The organism is Coprococcus sp. RTP21428st1_C9_RTP21428_210409 (assembly GCF_040227395.1).
GTDB lineage: Bacteria > Bacillota > Clostridia > Lachnospirales > Lachnospiraceae > Coprococcus > Coprococcus aceti.
The window spans coordinates 1-16,920 of sequence record NZ_JBEHVV010000061.1 but is presented as its reverse complement, the minus strand read 5'-3'; the positions used below and the strand labels follow the sequence as shown (position 1 = coordinate 16,920).

General features: G+C 40.1%; 14 protein-coding genes and 1 pseudogene. 1 reads left to right on the top strand and 14 read right to left on the bottom strand.

Features of this window, described 5'->3' with window-relative positions:
• The 3 genes and pseudogenes from ABUA34_RS11025 to ABUA34_RS11015 all read right to left on the bottom strand — a co-directional run.
• Window positions 1-292, bottom strand: a pseudogene (locus ABUA34_RS11025) (hypothetical protein); the annotation flags it as partial.
• Between the two features lie 88 nt (window positions 293-380).
• Window positions 381-1,655 (bottom strand): NPCBM/NEW2 domain-containing protein, encoded by a 1,275-nt coding sequence (locus ABUA34_RS11020; RefSeq protein ID WP_022216369.1) that lies wholly within the window; start codon window positions 1,653-1,655, stop codon window positions 381-383.
• A 10-nt stretch (window positions 1,656-1,665) separates the two neighbouring features.
• The gene (locus ABUA34_RS11015) at window positions 1,666-2,502 is read right to left on the bottom strand and encodes a hypothetical protein (protein ID WP_055144314.1); all 837 of its coding nucleotides are present in this window, start codon (window positions 2,500-2,502) and stop codon (window positions 1,666-1,668) included.
• Between the two features lie 143 nt (window positions 2,503-2,645).
• Here ABUA34_RS11015 and ABUA34_RS11010 point away from each other — a divergent pair, with 143 nt between their 5' ends.
• On the top strand, window positions 2,646-3,002 hold the full coding sequence (locus ABUA34_RS11010; RefSeq protein WP_055144312.1) for a helix-turn-helix domain-containing protein: 357 nt from the start codon (window positions 2,646-2,648) through the stop codon (window positions 3,000-3,002).
• Window positions 3,003-3,096: 94 nt separating this feature from the next.
• On the opposite strand, the gene ABUA34_RS11005 is transcribed toward ABUA34_RS11010, so the two are convergent.
• The 11 genes from ABUA34_RS11005 to ABUA34_RS10955 form a co-directional block, all read right to left on the bottom strand.
• The gene (locus ABUA34_RS11005) at window positions 3,097-5,820 is read right to left on the bottom strand and encodes an FtsX-like permease family protein (RefSeq protein WP_349823300.1); all 2,724 of its coding nucleotides are present in this window, start codon (window positions 5,818-5,820) and stop codon (window positions 3,097-3,099) included.
• Window position 5,821: 1 nt separating this feature from the next.
• Window positions 5,822-6,523 carry an ABC transporter ATP-binding protein gene (locus tag ABUA34_RS11000; protein WP_022216366.1) on the bottom strand — a complete coding sequence of 234 codons (702 nt, stop codon included), beginning with the start codon at window positions 6,521-6,523 and terminating at the stop codon, window positions 5,822-5,824.
• 245 nt (window positions 6,524-6,768) lie between these two features.
• A complete protein-coding gene (locus ABUA34_RS10995; protein WP_161171947.1) occupies window positions 6,769-7,410 on the bottom strand; it encodes a TetR/AcrR family transcriptional regulator in 642 nt (213 codons plus the stop codon).
• Window positions 7,411-7,507: 97 nt separating this feature from the next.
• Complete coding sequence (locus tag ABUA34_RS10990) at window positions 7,508-8,779, bottom strand: ABC transporter substrate-binding protein (RefSeq protein ID WP_161171948.1); 1,272 nt, start codon at window positions 8,777-8,779, stop codon at window positions 7,508-7,510.
• Window positions 8,780-8,794: 15 nt separating this feature from the next.
• Window positions 8,795-10,288 (bottom strand): GGDEF domain-containing protein, encoded by a 1,494-nt coding sequence (locus ABUA34_RS10985; RefSeq protein ID WP_349823299.1) that lies wholly within the window; start codon window positions 10,286-10,288, stop codon window positions 8,795-8,797.
• Window positions 10,289-10,348: 60 nt separating this feature from the next.
• A complete protein-coding gene (locus tag ABUA34_RS10980; protein WP_055279922.1) occupies window positions 10,349-12,820 on the bottom strand; it encodes a 6-pyruvoyl-tetrahydropterin synthase-related protein in 2,472 nt (823 codons plus the stop codon).
• The gene (locus ABUA34_RS10975) at window positions 12,817-13,266 is read right to left on the bottom strand and encodes a 6-carboxytetrahydropterin synthase (RefSeq protein ID WP_015535025.1); all 450 of its coding nucleotides are present in this window, start codon (window positions 13,264-13,266) and stop codon (window positions 12,817-12,819) included. Before ABUA34_RS10975 ends, ABUA34_RS10980 begins: the two co-directional genes overlap by 4 nt.
• Window positions 13,267-13,330: 64 nt before the next feature.
• Window positions 13,331-14,437, bottom strand: coding sequence for a hypothetical protein (locus ABUA34_RS10970; protein ID WP_055222731.1), 1,107 nt, complete (start codon window positions 14,435-14,437; stop codon window positions 13,331-13,333).
• Window positions 14,437-15,843, bottom strand: coding sequence for a TIGR03111 family XrtG-associated glycosyltransferase (locus ABUA34_RS10965; protein WP_022216359.1), 1,407 nt, complete (start codon window positions 15,841-15,843; stop codon window positions 14,437-14,439). Before ABUA34_RS10965 ends, ABUA34_RS10970 begins: the two co-directional genes overlap by 1 nt.
• The gene (gene xrtG, locus ABUA34_RS10960) at window positions 15,815-16,420 is read right to left on the bottom strand and encodes an exosortase XrtG (RefSeq protein WP_015535028.1); all 606 of its coding nucleotides are present in this window, start codon (window positions 16,418-16,420) and stop codon (window positions 15,815-15,817) included. Before xrtG ends, ABUA34_RS10965 begins: the two co-directional genes overlap by 29 nt.
• A 47-nt stretch (window positions 16,421-16,467) precedes the next feature.
• The coding region (locus ABUA34_RS10955) for a Firmicu-CTERM sorting domain-containing protein (RefSeq protein ID WP_349823298.1) at window positions 16,468-16,920 on the bottom strand (453 nt) is incomplete at its 5' end.

The window sequence follows — 16,920 nt, the reverse complement described above, 5'->3', positions numbered from 1 at the left end:
TTACAGCCTCTTTGTACGACATAGGTGAGCCATTATCTGTAATTATATTTGACGCTTCTGTTGTGGTTACCTCAGTGGTTGTTACTTCTGTTGTGGTTTCTTCTGTTGTCACTTCTGTTGTTGCCTCTGTTGTAGTTGCTTCTGTTGTTGTCGCCTCTGTCGTTGTCTCCTCAGTTATTACCTCTGTAGATAACACTCCAGAACCTGATTTACCATTATTTCCACAGGAGCACAATAATGCAATTCCTAATACTGCACAGGATCCTATTATTGTTTTTCTTAATTTCATCATCTCTTCGCCTCTTTCTCAGCAGATTGCCGTATATTATTCAAATTATAAATAAGTTTCTAGTATGCCTCCCCTCTTTTTGATTCTTTTATTATTTTTTACTCATGTAGCTCTTCTGAACTATAGGAGTTACAACGCCTATCTCTATTTGACCCATGTCAAAACCATACGGCGTTAACATCCATATAAATTCGATTTTTAATCTGTTAACACCAGTTATATTCAAATCAAAATTCTGAGGCAGAACACCACTCTTAACAACATCCGATGAATATAGCAGCTCACCGTCGCCATATATTTTTACTTTACCAGCCGCAGAGGATTCAGCATTATCCTTACAGTCATAATGTAATACAACCTTACCTGACAACTTGTCATACTTACCGCCGAGTAAATATTCTATTTCGCTGCTTTCCGAGTCTGAAAACATATATCCTCCAGATTCACTAAGTAATATACCGGAAGAATAAGAAGTTCCAGTGTTATCCTTATCTATTCCAGCCCACTTATGTATGTCGCTATCCTTGTAAAATTCATCCAAATCAGAGAGCGACACAGGCTCAAAACTAGAAATTCTTTCAAGCTCATCTAATAACTCTACATCTTTACCAACTATATTTATTGCATCGTTAATTACTTTTTTTGCTGTATCATATTCATTATTTTTTGTATGAGTTTCTGCCTTATCTATTGCAGCGTTAATACATTCATTTTTAGTTTCTGCTTTCTTTACCTTATATGAGTCATCCTTAAAATAATTTTCCAACTCATCATATATACCTATTGCATCAGACCAGTCCTTTTCTTTCTCATATGATGCAGCTTCACTCTCCATATAATCCCTATATGTTTTTTCCACATCTTCTATTTTTCCGCTAAGTGACCCATCATCATACACTTTCATAGCGCTCTTATATACATCTATTGCCTTAAGATATTTTTTATCTTTAACGTATATTTCTGCCTCAGCTACAGTCATCTCTATAAATTTTGTCTCAGATTCCTTTATCTTATTTTGAGAATCATCGTAATTAGTATCATTTACAGATACTTTTTCATAGTAGGGAATTGCCGCACCATATTTTTCTGAATTATATAATTCCTCTGCTTTATCATAATTGAGCTTTGACTTTCTTAGATCCGCTAAATCTGCTTTTTTCTGAGTTATATATTGTTCAACTTCCTGATTATCCGTCTCAATTCCAGACAATCCATCTACTGCAGCCTCATAATCTATACTCCCGGAATTGTATGATTCAACATAATTTTCTGTTTCTTCTTTTGCCTGTTTTACAGTTGTACATCCATACAACAGAGGCAAAGTAATCACACACAGCACAGATAAAATTATTACTTTACTTTTCATTCCCATCCCCCTATTCATTAAGATTTCTCAGAATTTGATTGTTTACATCACAAACAGTATCCATCTGAGAATCATCAAGATATCCATCTGCCCTCATATATTTTGTCATACCAAGCATCAAAAAATCAGAATGAATTTTTTTGGTAGAAGTCTGTGATGCTACAACATCCCAATCTTCTGAATTCTCATTCCAGTCAACTGTTACATAAATATAATCTGTTGTAAGATCATTATGCCAAAATTGAACATAATACTCCAAAGCATCAAGTTCATCTACACAATAATAAAAATCGTAATCAGGATTGTACATATCTATTTGTTCACCAGCACTTACAAGCATGACCGTTTCAACATTTGCATAATCCGTTCCCTGTTGACGATTGATATAATTCAGAAGTTGTCTTGGTGTCAGATATGGAGACTTATTATATTCAAATTTAGATGATGTATATTCTGCATTAGCCCATACCAAATAATATGTTGTGTTAAATAATCCCTTAACTTTATAATTAAATCTAATATTATCTACATACAGTTTTCCCAGACTGCTTTCATATGAAAATTCACAATTTACTTTTATTTGATTTTCACTTGTGGTTATCTCATAGTCTGTTATATGCCCCTCCCCAAATCCATCTACATCTTTATAGTTGCCCATCAATGAGCCACTTACTTCGAAGTCTTTTATATCTCTTTCTATTTTTTCAGGAGTAATCCTCATATATAGTTCAGAAATGTCATATCTTTTTTTATAGAAGTATCCAACTACAATCAACCCTATAACTATAATAACTACAACATTTATTGTTAGCACTGTCACAACTGTTTTATTTTTTTCCCTATTCATATACTCTCCTCACTTCATCGTTAAAATTTAACTTATAAGCATTATAACGAATATACGTCATATTTTCAACCTTTATAACGTATTTATATATCTAACTTTCATTTCATGAAACTGTAAAATAATTATCATGCGAGGTAGAATATATGAATAACAACGAAATTCTAAAAAAAATAGAAACATATATGAAATTAAGGAACTGGTCTATCTACAAATTGGCAAAAGAAGCTGATATTCCTTACTCTTCTTTAAACTCAATGTTCTTGAAGAACACACAGCCCACAATTCCTACATTAGAAAAGATTTGTTCCGGATTAAATATCTCCATGTCTGATTTTTTCTCCGACAAACATGCTGAAAACATTCCTTATATGAGCCTAACAGAAGATGAGCAAGAGTTATTATCTCTATACAACAAATTATCAAAATCTGACAAAAAACTTTTTATGTACTACGCTCGAGGATTTGCTAAATCAGATTTATCTACCAACGATTCTGAATAAATTATTTGTTTCATATTATGTTATAGATAAGAAAAAGCGCAGGTGAAAACAATTCACCTACGCTTTTACATTTTTGCCATAATCTATTTTTTTCTTACTCTCTGTTCTTCAGCACCTCAGCCGGCACGATCTTGTTCAATCTGCCGACCAGAACTCTGTTGATTATAAAATACAGGACAAGTATTCCGCCGTAAAGCGCAGCCCAGAGCCACGGGGCAAATGTCAGCTTGACACCGCAGTTTACATTTGACACCAGAGAAGGATACACTGCACTCATTATGAGCTTTGCAAGTGGCAGGCATATTGCTGCTCCGATTGCGATTATGAAGAAATTGCCATCAAGATATAGCTTTCTGATCTCCTTCGTCCTGAAACCAAACACCTTTATCAATGAAATTGAGAATGCTGATCTGTCAATCATGACCTTCATCATCAAATACATTACCACTACGAATATAAGTGTCGAGATAATAACTATCATAACAACCATACTTCTCATCTGATCTGCAAATATTCCGGCAGCCGACTCTATATCGGCCTTTGTTGTGGTTGCGTAAAGTCTTGCAGGATCAACCCCCAGGTCCTTGTCTGCAAACACTACATTGTACTCATTACTTCCAGCTCCGAACAGTTCCCTTGCATCATCTATAGTCATGAAAACATAAAATGCCGGAGTATACTGTGTCACACTGTCCACTGTAAAGCCATAATCTATATCATTCTCCTCGTCGTGGAGCACGATTTCGTCACCCACACCATAACCATATTTCTCAGCAAATGATGATGATATGGCAACTCTGTTCTTGCCATCCTTAAGGTCAACATCAAAATACTTAGTATTCTTTGAAAGTCCAAGAACTGTCACATCCCAGTTGTAACCGTATATCTCTTTCTTCAGAGTCTTTGCATACGCTGCCTCACCGCCCTCTGGAGGATTCTCTGTAGGATATTTGTATGTATACATATATTCATAATGGGTATCCTCCACATTCTGCTTCTTGACCTTTGAACAGAAAGTTGCAGTGTTAAGACTTAACATCAGGCATATGAGGGCTATGAACATTCCGATCACAACGGTCAATCCTGTTCTCATCTCTCTGAGCATCTGCCTGACTCTGAATCTTCCGACAAATCCCATGTCTCCTAGATCGACATTGCTGCCCTTCGGCTGCTTGACCTCATTTTTTATGAGTGAAAGAGCCGTCTGTGAGAGCTTCTTTCTTATAACAAAATAGTTTACAACTATCGCTGCCAGTGGCGGCATCACGATACCGTACACTACAAGAATCGGCGGAATCTTTACATCCATATCAGGGATCGAATAATACGCATATGCATCTGCCATCTGCACAGGGATTCCCACATTACTTATCCCGATCAGGAAACCGATTATGCCTGCAACTGTTGTGACTATGACCGGAAGTGTAAGGTAGTGCATCATGAGATCTCTTCTCTTGACACCAAGGGCATAGAGCGCGCCTATGACGCTGCTCTCCTTCTCTATTCCATGTACAACGAATACCGATATGACATATGTGAACAGGAGCATGAGAAGCACTCCGAAGAAATATCCCGCCTGTACATTGATCTGCTGGTCGTCAGCGGCTCCACCTGTTCTCGGGTTGTCATCACTTGTCACAAATGATGTGATGTTGGCAAGATCTGTGTCATAATCCTTGAGGAATGAATCAGTCTCCTTCTTGAGCTCTGCCATTCCATCCGCCAGTTCATCCGAGCCATCCTTTGCCTCTGCAGCTCCATCGGTATAGTCCTTAATACCGTCCTTGAATGCCTTGATGCTATCGATGTCACTCAGAGCACTCTCGATGCTCATCGCCACTACTCCGCCCTGGCTGTCGGCGATCTTCTTCATCTCGTCGCTGTAATTATCCTCTGTGAGTTCTGTGTCAAGGCCGAACGCTGACAGAGACGAAGCCGCCTGCTCAAGATATGCATCAAACAGCTCCTGTGCCGCATTGTTTAGCTTTCTGTTGTTGTCAGTGAGTTCTCCGAGTCCATCCGCAAGCTCATTTGCACCTGACTTAAGTTCCTTTATGCCATCCTTGAAATCATTTATGGCTGCGCCAGTTCTATCCCAGTATTCCTGGAAATACTCATCATCTATCCTATCTGTGTCGACCTTAATGTCCCCAAGAGCATCCTTCACATCATCACAGGTGGTCTTGCCCTTAAGTCTGAACGCATACAGATAAGTCTCCGTCTTGACACTCTCGCCTGTCGAATGAAGTTTCTCATATGCGTTCTCTGTGACAAATACTGTTCCGAACACCTTGCTGTCAACTACAGTATCTGACATCTCCTTGAAAAGAGCATTGTAATCAGGGGATGTTCCTATTCCTGTCACCTTGAAGTCATTTCCTGCTATCTGTATCGTATCTCCAACCGACACATCATTTACCTGACTGAATCTCTTCTCAACAACTATCTCATCATCAGCCTCCGCAAGATTTCCCTCATCACATTCCACAAGATCTATGTTCTCCCTGTTGGCAAATACCCTCAATGTCTTGCCATCCATGACCTCGTAGTCCTCGTAGAACATCCCCTCAACCTCTGCGCCAGCATCCTCAAGCTGGGAGATCTCATCATCGCTCAGTGGAACGAATACGGAAAACTGACCATCCTCTATCTTATTTGCCTCGTCATGTGTCTCGCCATTGTCAATGATCGCATATCCGGCTCCTATCAGCGAGACAATGACATACATACCCATGATGATAAGAAATGCAAGTGCTATGTATCTGAACAGATTATTCTTCAGATCCCTCAGAACCCTTTTTCTCAAAACCTTCTGCATATTACAAATCCTCCAATTCTGACGCTGGAACTCTCACTTCGTTCTCATACTCCTTGCTTATAAGGCCATCCTTTATGAAGATAACCTTGTGAACCATATTCTTGATGGAATTGTTATGTGTTACTATCAGCATGGTCGTTCCATACTTCGCATTTATCTCCTCGAGAAGAACAAGAATATCTCTGGATGTCTTGGAGTCAAGAGCTCCTGTCGGTTCATCACAGAGGAGGAGTTTTGGATTTTTAACCAGAGCTCTCGCTATAGCACATCTCTGCTGCTGTCCACCTGAGAGCTGTGAAGGGAACTTGTTCTGATGCTCCGTAAGTCCCAGTGTCTCGATCAGGTCATCCATAGGAAGCGGATCATCAGTCAGATACTCACATACCTGTATGTTCTCTCTCACCGTGAGGTTTGGAACTAGATTGTAGAACTGAAATATGAATCCCAGATTATCTCGTCTGTAATCTGAAAGCTGGTCGCTTGTCATGCCAAATATCTCTGTGCCGTCAACCTTTATCGAACCTGAATCCATGGTATCAAGACCACCTATACAGTTCAGAAGTGTTGACTTACCTGAACCTGACGTTCCCTGTATAACACACATCTGTCCTTTTTCAACACCTGTGTTTATACCTTTAAGCACCTGCACATAGCTTCCACCCTCTCCATAGCTCTTCTTTACTCCTGACACTTCCAAATACATAATTTTTCCTCCTTTATGATATCCTCGTTGTTCTAATTTTCATTTACTTTATTTTTTATAGCAATCCATTACACTTTAGTAGCTATTCAAATGTTCATTTGCATACATAACGCTGTTATGGTTTAAGCCTTTTTTTAGGTCTTCCCTGTAATTCGGAAGACCTGTAATAAGACATAATGGGAATTTGATTCCCCTGTACCACATTTTTCATTTTACTGTTTTCAATTTTCTATTCCGGTCAAATCTTATTCTGGATCCTGCCACGGCTTAACCAGGCCATACCAGCCTGAGATCAGATATTTCATACCTGTCTCAACGAACTTCAAGGCATCCTTCTCATTGTCAATATGTGTCACCATGAATATAAACATATCAATCTGTGAATGAGACATCCAATGTACCACATTCCTGTCAACCATCGGTGTTCCATAAGCCCTGCACATCGCCTCACATATAAATGCATTGTGTGCATCCATCTGATCCACTATATTGTCTGGCATGCTCTCCATGCTGGATCCCTGTGACTTCGTAAGAACAAGAAGCACTTCTTCTCTATGCATATAAATCTCATGCACTATGTTCCTGGCCGACTCAAAATCACTGTCCTCATTGTGGTCTGATGCCATGCCATTGTTCATCTCGTCCACCTCAACGGAAAAATGCTCGGTCAACACAGCGTTGAGTCTGTCCATCATGTGTCCCACAACATTGCAGAACAGATCGTCCTTATCCTTAAAAAAGAAATATAAAGCTCCGGTTGTAACTCCTGCCTTCTGACATATATTTCTAAGTGACGCACCCATAAATCCCTTATCCACGAACTCTTCCTTGGCACACTTTAGAAGTTCTTTCCTCGTCTCGCTGTCATGTTGTATTTTCTTTGCCATAATCCTCACCCATTTAATTATAATATAAAATAACATAACAGTGTTACGTTTAATAACACCGTTATGTTAAAACAAATCGATCATTTTGTCAACTATTTTATTTATTATACATATCGCTATAAATTCTGTCTATAGTCTCATCACGACTCAACTTATCGTACAGATAATAGTCAGAATCTGATTTAAATGATCCATACACATCCTCAGATTCCAATATCGGTGCCATAATCGACAATTTGTCGCTGTTTTCTTTTCTCATAGCATCTGCCTGTACCTCAAATCCAGTCAGCATATCATGCTCATCAAGAACAGCAAGTGCCGAACTGCTGATCGGAACACCCTTTTCTGTTCCCTGTCTTAAAGTCATTTCCTCACCGTTCAACAGATAATTCAACAGCTTTGCGGCCGCTTCTGGGTGTTCAGTATTATTACTTATCGCATACATTGTTGCAGGTTTAACAAACCAGCCTAAAGATTTTGCCCCCGGCTCACATATGTATTCTCCTATTTTTACATCATATCCATTTTCCTTCAAAGGATCACAATATCCTCCTGCATCACTTACCCACGCAAGAGTGCCGCCAACCTCACCGCTGGCAAAAGCATTCCTGTTAAATGAATCTACAGACATTAAGACTTTTTTATCAAGTAGTTCCTTATAAAAATCCAACATGTCACCTATCTGTTCCTTATTCAGATTCAATGTGCCATCAGATTTGACCGGATCATTTCCGGTTGTCTGTATATAATGTGAAAGCAGCATAAAAAATAATGATTTTTTTGTCATGCCCAGAGGATATACCCCATCTTTGCTCATGATTCTGGCTGCATCAAACAAGTCATCCCATGTTCTGGGAATACTAAGTCCATATGAGTTCCAAAGAGTCTCATTATAATAAAAAGTCTCCGTATTGAACGCGATAGGAACAGCATTTAATTTTCCATTTTTTGTTCCAAAGGCAAGCTCTTCTTCAGTATAGTTTTCAAAATCAATATAATCCGAAAGCGTATTAAGATCATAAAAGCCAGATCCGTCAGAAGAATATGTATCAAGCCAGCCATAATTTATGAGCATAACATCCGGAGTCTCCTGTGATTTCATATATATATGCTGTCTTTTCTCGTATCCATTCCACACACCATATTTGCATTTGACGTTTATTTCTGGATTTTCTTTTTCAAATATATCAACAGCATCCAGTGTGTACTGGTTTCTACTATCATCGCCCCACCAGGAATATTCTATAGTTATCGTATCCCCGACAGCCATATCTGTTTTTTGCTCTCCGCAACCACTAATTACAAAAAGCAAAAAAAGCATCATCAAAACCGATAATCCTCTTTTGTGATTTTTAATTATATGTTTCATCTGTTTCACCTCTGATCAATCCTGATTATCAACGAACCAGCTATACTGACTTTTTCCGTTTCTCTTTGATTTATACAAAGCGGTATCAGCCTTCTTCATCATGCTTTCATAATCAGATGAGTTCTCTCCATCTACTATGTAAACACCTGCTGATAACGAAAGATTACATTCAGTATATTGTTTCGAAATCGTTCTGGTAAAATCTTCAGCCAACAGTCTCAGCTCAAATTCCATTTTCTTTCTAACACTTTCCAAAGTCCATCCAGTAAACTTCCTGTACACTGCAAACTCATCACCACCTACCCGTCCGATCACGGAATCTGCTCCAAGCATTTTTGTGAAGAGTTCAGCAGTTTTAGACAGAACCACATCCCCTTCTCCATGACCCAAAGTATCATTTACCTTTTTAAAATTGTCCATATCTATCATTATAAACACATGTGTGACTGTTTCTGACTTTTCCTCAAGACAGGATCCAACAACTTCTCCAAACGAAGCTTTATTCATAAGTCCTGTAAGCTGGTCATATTCAGCCTTTTGCTTTAATTCCTCAATAGCTCCGGAAACAGGTGTATATATTCTTTTCAATACAATGCTTCCTGTCACAACAACCAATAAAGCCAGCACAAGAGTTGCTACAAATGAATACAATTTCAATCTCCCTACTTCTTTGAATATCTCAGATTCACCTATGTAAGACACTACTCTCCAGCCATTTGAACATTGTGCTACGGATATAACATATCCATCCGAATTTGTCTGATATTCGAAGTCGTCATTTTCCTTTGGAAGGTTCACTTCAATTTTTTCTCCAACGCATTTTGCATTATTTGAATACGCAACTTCCTCGGAATCATTTACAAGACACACCCTCATATCCTTGAGTTCATGACTTAAATTCACCACTGAACTTAGTTCCCTGCTATAGAAAGAAGTTACGATCACAGCATTTTCATTAAGTTTCTTGACGTAGAAAAGCCTGTCTGGACTGTTTAAATAATCAAAAAACCAACCGGACATTGTCTTCTCGTCATTTATATGTCCAGTAAAATATGTATATATTCCTCCATCCGGAAAAGCCTGAAGTGTTGTGTTGGAAATCCATCCCACGCTCTTGTCATTGGAATATACGACACCAAAATCTGTAAAGTTGTCAAACACACCAAGGTCACTTATCCTATTCTGAATCGCCGCTTCCTGCTGTATTCTGGTAAATTCATCCAGACTATCATCTGTGGCATCATACTCACACAGCTGATCATCGGAGAAAAAAAGAGCCACTGTATCTTCTATACCGACAAGATAATTGTCGACGTTGTATCCAAGCTGTTGGTTGTTAGACGATATAAGATTCACTATCTTGCTTCTCATATTATCAACTGCCTGTTTTGTTATGATAAAAGATATCATACCTGCTGTGGCAACAACAGCAGCCAGGAAGATGATAGCGAATCTCCTCCTGGCTTTGCTTATCTCATATTCAGTTCTGTTCCTGCTGTTTGCTGACATATCTTTCTTCCCCCGTGTTATATACATAGCTATTATATAACAACTATTATTTGTAAATTGTCAATCTTTTTTCTTTCCGTAATCTTTACACGCTAGTATCCATATTGCACTCATTCCACAAAATCCTACTATACTCACCAACACTCCTGGCCAAAATAATGGATATTTAAACTTTATGTTTGTCACTCCTGTTCCAACACACAGCATATTATTTTCATCCATTATCTCCGAATCAGATACGAAAATATCCTGATATGCAAGAGTAGTATTTATCACGGCTCCATCAGCAATATCTGCCGGAGCATCATTTACTGTTATCACCATTCCACCGTCCGTTATCTCACTACTTATAGGAATCAGCGTTCTCTCAGGAAGATCCTCCGGGCTCACGCCAAGAATATCCTCAACTATCTTCTCTGCACCGCTGTCCCCTGTCACACTATAATAGTACAAAAGATTCAGTCCCACATATTTGATATTCTGACTGTTCTCGTCCGTGGCTGCAAATGCAAGCTGTTCCATCTCATAAGCGAATGTACCTGTCACGTTCATGGCTCCGGTTATATATCCGGTATTCCACTCTGACATATCATCAGGAAATCCTGTAGTAGATATCTGCTCACCGTCATAGCTAAAAATCGGATAGCTGGACTTTAATGATACAGACATATCCGTAACTCCAAGAAATACATGCTGCCTCGTTGCGCTGTCCGCTGGGACATGTGTCATGTCTATGACAACATTTACACCAGAATCCGCAAGAGATCTCACCATCTCCTCAGCCTTCTGTCTGGTGTCATATGAGAATCCGGTCAAAATTACAGTATGGTAGCTTTTCAGTTCGTCCGTAGAATAATCCTCTATATTTGAGGACATTCCTGCCTTAAAAGAAGGAAATGCAAGGGTTATCCCATCCGCATAGTCACCTATGACAATGCCATCATACTGCGTGACAACACCGAACTTCTCCGGACCATCAAGCTTAAACAGGCACACCTTATCCGACTCATATGTCAACGTGTAGCCACTCTTCTTTGCGCTTGCAGTGACATCATCGAGAGTCTTTCCCTTTGCACCTATATACTTTCTGTCAATTGCAACTGTATCGTCTCCAAGCTCGACCGATCTGTCAAACAGATAATCATACTGTTCATTCTCAAGTGCCTGGTTGAGCAGCATTATGTTGTCAGCGGTCGCAGCCCCCTGCCATGCCCATCCAAATGTATATGACGCCCCCCCATCTGTACACACTCCGTACGATGGATAGGAACCGAGACTTGAAAGATCCATGAGCGATGCCCTCTGACTTGTGTTATCCCTCAAAAGGCCCGCCACAGCCACACCGTCATCATTTGCCGGAACGCTGTACCTCTCAAATGTGAATGACGGTATCGCATCCACCACAAGTATGATCACCGAGGCAATCACAAATGGCTTTCTGAGCCGCTCCCACTCTATGAGCGACAGGAAGAAAAATCCATATGCTATAACTGTAAATCGCGTCATCCAGAGTGCCTGACTCATCGGCATCTTTCGAAGTATCGGCAGAACATCCGGTGTCGTGAGCACAAGGATTACAAGAGCCAGGATAAATCCTGATTTTTTCTTGTTATCTGCAAGCAAAATTCCCGCTATGGAGAGCAGGACAACGGATATTCCAAAATAAAATGCGCCGATATCTCCATTTATACGGTTTAACGGATTGAGCGATGAAGAAAGATCAGACATCCACATCGTCATTACATCTGATGCTGCCTCGGAATCCATGGATGATATTCCGCCCGAAAGTGATGGCACAAGCCACACTCCCATGATGAGTATGCCACATATCATCGTGAGCAGGATGATCACCTGACGTCTTATACCCATTTTCCTGTGATGATCGAACAACAAAAACAAGAAAGTTCCTATTCCGATCATAGCTATCATCATGATATGGGTAACGGTTATGAGCATTGTAAATATGAGAATCCCGGCAAGTGCCCATCTCTTCTCTTCCCTGAGATACACCCAGATAAAATATATGAGATATGGGAGAAGGAAGGACACGACCATTCTCGGCATATTGCCCTCATCAATGTACATTCTCGCATTTTCAGGCATGAAGAACCACAGCACAGCAAGTGCTGTTCCAAATACAGGCCTTCCGATTCTTCTGCCGATGAGCAGAAATGCCAGTCCGCCGAAGAATATATACACGCCGAACAAGAGGTAATATGCATTTATCACATTTCCCCCCGTGAAACACATGAGAAGTGCTGTTATATAATATGAAAGAGGCGGCCAGTACCTGTATAACTGGATTCCGTTATACCATGTCTCGTCATACAGAGGATATATCTGTCCACGTTTCAGTGCCTTATAGAGATACTCCGACTTGTACATATGCCCCCATACATCATTTCCCGATGGTTCAGTCACTACGTTCTTAAAGTGTATGACTCCAACCGCTGCCAGTGCGGCAAGGACAACCACACCAAGAGCGAAATAAATATTAAGTTTTCTCCTGCTGAGTTTATCCTTTTCTGTCATTTGGTCTCGTCATTTTCCTTTATATCTTTGAGTATCCTGTCAGTTATGGAGTTTATCGTCTGCATCTCCTCCGTGTAACTATCGTCGATAAGACTTACCACATACGACATCGATGGGGACTCGCTGATCTCCATCATGAGAAATATCCAACCGTTTCTGTTCAATATCTTCGTTAGTTCTTCCTTGAAATACTCACATATATTCTCAAGTGTCGGATTGATCATATCAAACGGCGGAACATCGTTTAACGTCTTGTCCTGGTATGCACTTAAAAACTCCTCAACCCTGTGTTCAAGATGGTGAAACTTGACAGTCTCATCACGTCCCTTGACAACATTTATCACAATCTCCCATGTGTGGGGATGTATTTCTCCCATGACTCCATTTTTGTATATGCCATGTCTGGCATTCAGATAGAATTTGAATTTATACTGTCTGAACCTCATATAATTCACCTCTCAAAACATTTGAACTCAACATCATTTGAATTTGTTCTCATCTGCAGCCGCCTTACCAGTTCGCAAGGTCCAGCAATCTGTCCTTCTCATGGTAAAATGTATTTCTTGGATTTTCCGTGGATACAACTTCTCTGAGTACAGTCTCCAGCTCCGCTCCTTTAGAAAACGCCTCCCATTTGGACAGCATTTCCTCTCTCGTCTTTTCAGCTGCTGCAAGATCCGTCTTGTACATGATCACCACGAAATATCCCTTTGAAAGTTCCGCTGTAACATGATTTTTTCCCATGGAACCCTTTATAAAGTCCATGATCCTGAAAATGGCATCCCGTGAGAAATACCTGTCTCCCATCCTGACGCGAATGAACATAAAAGTGATCGGAAAAAGTTCAGTATCCGAAGATTTCGACAACAGCGTGTCAACTATCTCCAAATCATAGTAACCTTCCCTCTTTATCTCCGTCTTATCGAAATCCCTGTTTCTGAGTTCTTCCTCGTACTGGTCTGTCAGTCTTTCATACTCATCAAACTTTTCATTCCGCTCTGTAAGATCGGACTGCAGCGCAATAACTTTTCTTCCCTCATGTCCAATCCTCCCTGCAAATTCAATTAATATACATCCAAACACCAGTATCGTAGCTATAACGGCTGTCACAATGTAGAATTCCATATTTGAGGTTCCATACTCCTCAAGAACATAATCTTTGTCTGTAAATACACCACACACATACTCTGTTCCAGACACAGACGCCTCACTGACTATTCCGCCCAAATCTTCCATATAGAGTTCAAATTCCGCCTTAGATGATATATTCTCCAGATTCTTTGTTGTATCATCATCCTTCATATACAGCACTCTGCCATCTTTGAGAATGAATCCCCACGTAGTTCCGGATACCGGCACAGAATGTCTTATGAAATGTATCATCGCATCCTCCGATTTCCCAGCCAGCCCATCTGCAATAATCTGCGCTGTGCTGTCCTGTTCATTCTTAAACGAATGTACAACATTGTCCCTGTTGTCCATGATATGGTATCCATAATATATGATCTCAAGCAAAGTGGTGACCAAAACAACTACAAATGCTGCCACCAGTCTTCCCCTGTACGTTTTTTTATTTTCTTTTCTCTTCTCTGTATTTTTATCTGTAGATCTGTCCATCATCTGGTCTCCTCATGTGCACCTGCCAGCTCATCCTCAGGATAGTTGACAAATCTGCGTACCTTATCTAGTCCGTGTGTAAACCGCAGAAAATCGCTCCTTACTACGCCCACTGCCGTATCCCTTTCATCTGAAAAAGTCTGCATCTTCCAGCTGCCCTTTGACTTCATGGAATTTATTATTCCGGCAAACCTGAACCAGAATACAACAAAATTGTAAAGTGGCAGCAGAAATATCAGATAAATTTTTCGCACATAGTATCTTCTAAGCTTTTTAAAGGGCTTTAAAAACAGGCTTATACATATATAAAGAAGTGCTGTGGTAAAAACATACAGCATGTACATAATGATGACCGACTGTATGATAAGACTAAATGGGTAATTCACAAATCCCAGACATATTAGTGCGAAGTACCATATCATTCGCGGAAATGCAAATGTATGATCAAACATGACAAGTCTAACTATGAAATCCGAGAAAAATCCCCTGACCACATTCATTCTGTTCTTCATGAACATATGGACAACCTCTATCTCCCCACGCTGCCATCTCTGCCTCTGGATATACAATCTGTTCACGTCTTCTATCGGATCAACGTAAAATATCGCCTCACTGCAGAGAACCACACTTTCACCAAGCACATCTCTTATCTGAAATGTTACGTGTGTGTCCTCGCACACTGTATCCGTATTGTACATATTGGTTCTCATGATGGTGGAACGTCTGAACGCTGAAAAAGCACCGGAAAGTGTAAATATGTTGTTGAATTCTGACTGAAAGTTTCTTCCGGCAAGAAAAGCCTGGGCATACTCAAAAAACTCAAGTTTTCTGAGCAGGCGAAGTCCGAATCCCTTTGTCTCGTCTATCATCTCAGGATTTGTCATGATTGTACCCGTCATACAGTCAATATCAGCGTTTCTCTCAAACTTTACGACCATATTTCTTATGGCATCCCTCTGCAGAACACCGTCACTGTCTATATGGATCACATATTTGCCAAAGCTGTTGAAAAGCCCAAGGTTCAGTGCCTTAGACTTGCCCTGCTTTGAATTTACCCAGTTCATGGTAAGTTCCGGAAACTCCTCCTGACACTCGCAGAACACTTCAAAGCTTCTGTCTGTACTCATGTTGTTGACGACAAGTATATATATCTTATCATTTGGGTAACTTGAATCATTAATTGACTTGATACACCGTCTAAGACTGTGCTCTTGATTGTACACCGGTATTATCATGGTTATCTCAGGTGAAAAGTTTACTGCCTTCTCCTTATGTGACACTATCTTTTTCTTTATCAGTATCACAAAGTTGCCTATGGTCGGAATGATCTCCATAACTATAGGTATGATGACCCAGGCTGCCCAGAATATAATAGAACTATGAAATATCTGCATTATGTGCGTCAAACTTAAAACCTCCAACCTTCTGTCTTATTATCTGCGACTTTGTAAATACAAAGAAATATAGTGCAACCGTGCATGCATAGAACACAAGACGCCCTATTATCGTATGGGCAATGAAGTATGAACTTTCTCCAAACATATATATTATGAGGCAGATCACAAATATCCTGAGTACATTTGACACAAATATCGCAAATCCTCCCACTACGCTGAGCACGCTTTTCTCATATGTGTGATACAAAGGAAAAAACCACAGGAGCGCCAAAAATGCCAGTATCTCTATGATGCCTGAGCACTCATAGTCTATATACATTGAAAGGTTTGTATCCCCTGTGGATATAAATATTACATTTTTGTTGAAATAAGACTCGTATATTCCAGTCATATCCCCAAACATCCCTGCCACTGCGGATACTGCTTTTTGCAGTGGGGCAAGAATGACCGGCTCAACCAGTATAAGCATGTATATAAAGAGACCCACACTGCCTGCAATGAAATACCAGAATTCGAGTTTGCCACGTTTTAGAACCGTAAGCACATATATCCATATAATAAACGTTACGATCAACAGTATGTTCATCCTGTGTTCTGTCTCCTTTTCACATAGTAATTTTATTATACGAGGGTTTACCTCTTCTTTCTTCTGCACACAAACACTCCGCCTGTTGCAAGTGCCATCGCCATAGCTGCCCCTGCCCACGGACCTGTCGGAGTTCCGGTTATAGTTACGCCCTGCGCGCCGATATTAGGGTTGGACACTGTGATAGTCGCCCCCTGATCAATGTTTATACCCAGATAATCAGCCAGTTTCTTCATTGATATTGAAAACTCTATCTCATCACCCTTTCCCGTCTCAGTGTGTGCTGCATCATAAACCGTAAATGCCACATCGCCATCTATATCTGTATAGTAACCTGCGAACACACCAAAATTCCTGTATATTCCCTCACCTAGATTATACATCTGTCCCGACCAGTTGATCGAACCATCTGAATTCACAGGTAATACATTGAGCACACACTGTTTACCATCTACTGTAATGTTCCAGAACTGGAACTGCATCTGTGATGTGTACAGGTC

What these genes read in the sequence shown, in the direction of transcription:
- ABUA34_RS11020 (WP_022216369.1), bottom strand. Translation starts at nt 1,655, where the DNA reads ATGAAAAGTAAAGTAATAATTTTATCTGTGCTGTGTGTGATTACTTTG.
- ABUA34_RS11015 (WP_055144314.1), bottom strand. Translation starts at nt 2,502, where the DNA reads ATGAATAGGGAAAAAAATAAAACAGTTGTGACAGTGCTAACAATAAAT.
- ABUA34_RS11010 (WP_055144312.1), top strand. Translation starts at nt 2,646, where the DNA reads ATGAATAACAACGAAATTCTAAAAAAAATAGAAACATATATGAAATTA.
- ABUA34_RS11005 (WP_349823300.1), bottom strand. Translation starts at nt 5,820, where the DNA reads ATGCAGAAGGTTTTGAGAAAAAGGGTTCTGAGGGATCTGAAGAATAAT.
- ABUA34_RS11000 (WP_022216366.1), bottom strand. Translation starts at nt 6,523, where the DNA reads ATGTATTTGGAAGTGTCAGGAGTAAAGAAGAGCTATGGAGAGGGTGGA.
- ABUA34_RS10995 (WP_161171947.1), bottom strand. Translation starts at nt 7,410, where the DNA reads ATGGCAAAGAAAATACAACATGACAGCGAGACGAGGAAAGAACTTCTA.
- ABUA34_RS10990 (WP_161171948.1), bottom strand. Translation starts at nt 8,779, where the DNA reads ATGAAACATATAATTAAAAATCACAAAAGAGGATTATCGGTTTTGATG.
- ABUA34_RS10985 (WP_349823299.1), bottom strand. Translation starts at nt 10,288, where the DNA reads ATGTCAGCAAACAGCAGGAACAGAACTGAATATGAGATAAGCAAAGCC.
- ABUA34_RS10980 (WP_055279922.1), bottom strand. Translation starts at nt 12,820, where the DNA reads ATGACAGAAAAGGATAAACTCAGCAGGAGAAAACTTAATATTTATTTC.
- ABUA34_RS10975 (WP_015535025.1), bottom strand. Translation starts at nt 13,266, where the DNA reads ATGAGGTTCAGACAGTATAAATTCAAATTCTATCTGAATGCCAGACAT.
- ABUA34_RS10970 (WP_055222731.1), bottom strand. Translation starts at nt 14,437, where the DNA reads ATGGACAGATCTACAGATAAAAATACAGAGAAGAGAAAAGAAAATAAA.
- xrtG (WP_015535028.1), bottom strand. Translation starts at nt 16,420, where the DNA reads ATGAACATACTGTTGATCGTAACGTTTATTATATGGATATATGTGCTT.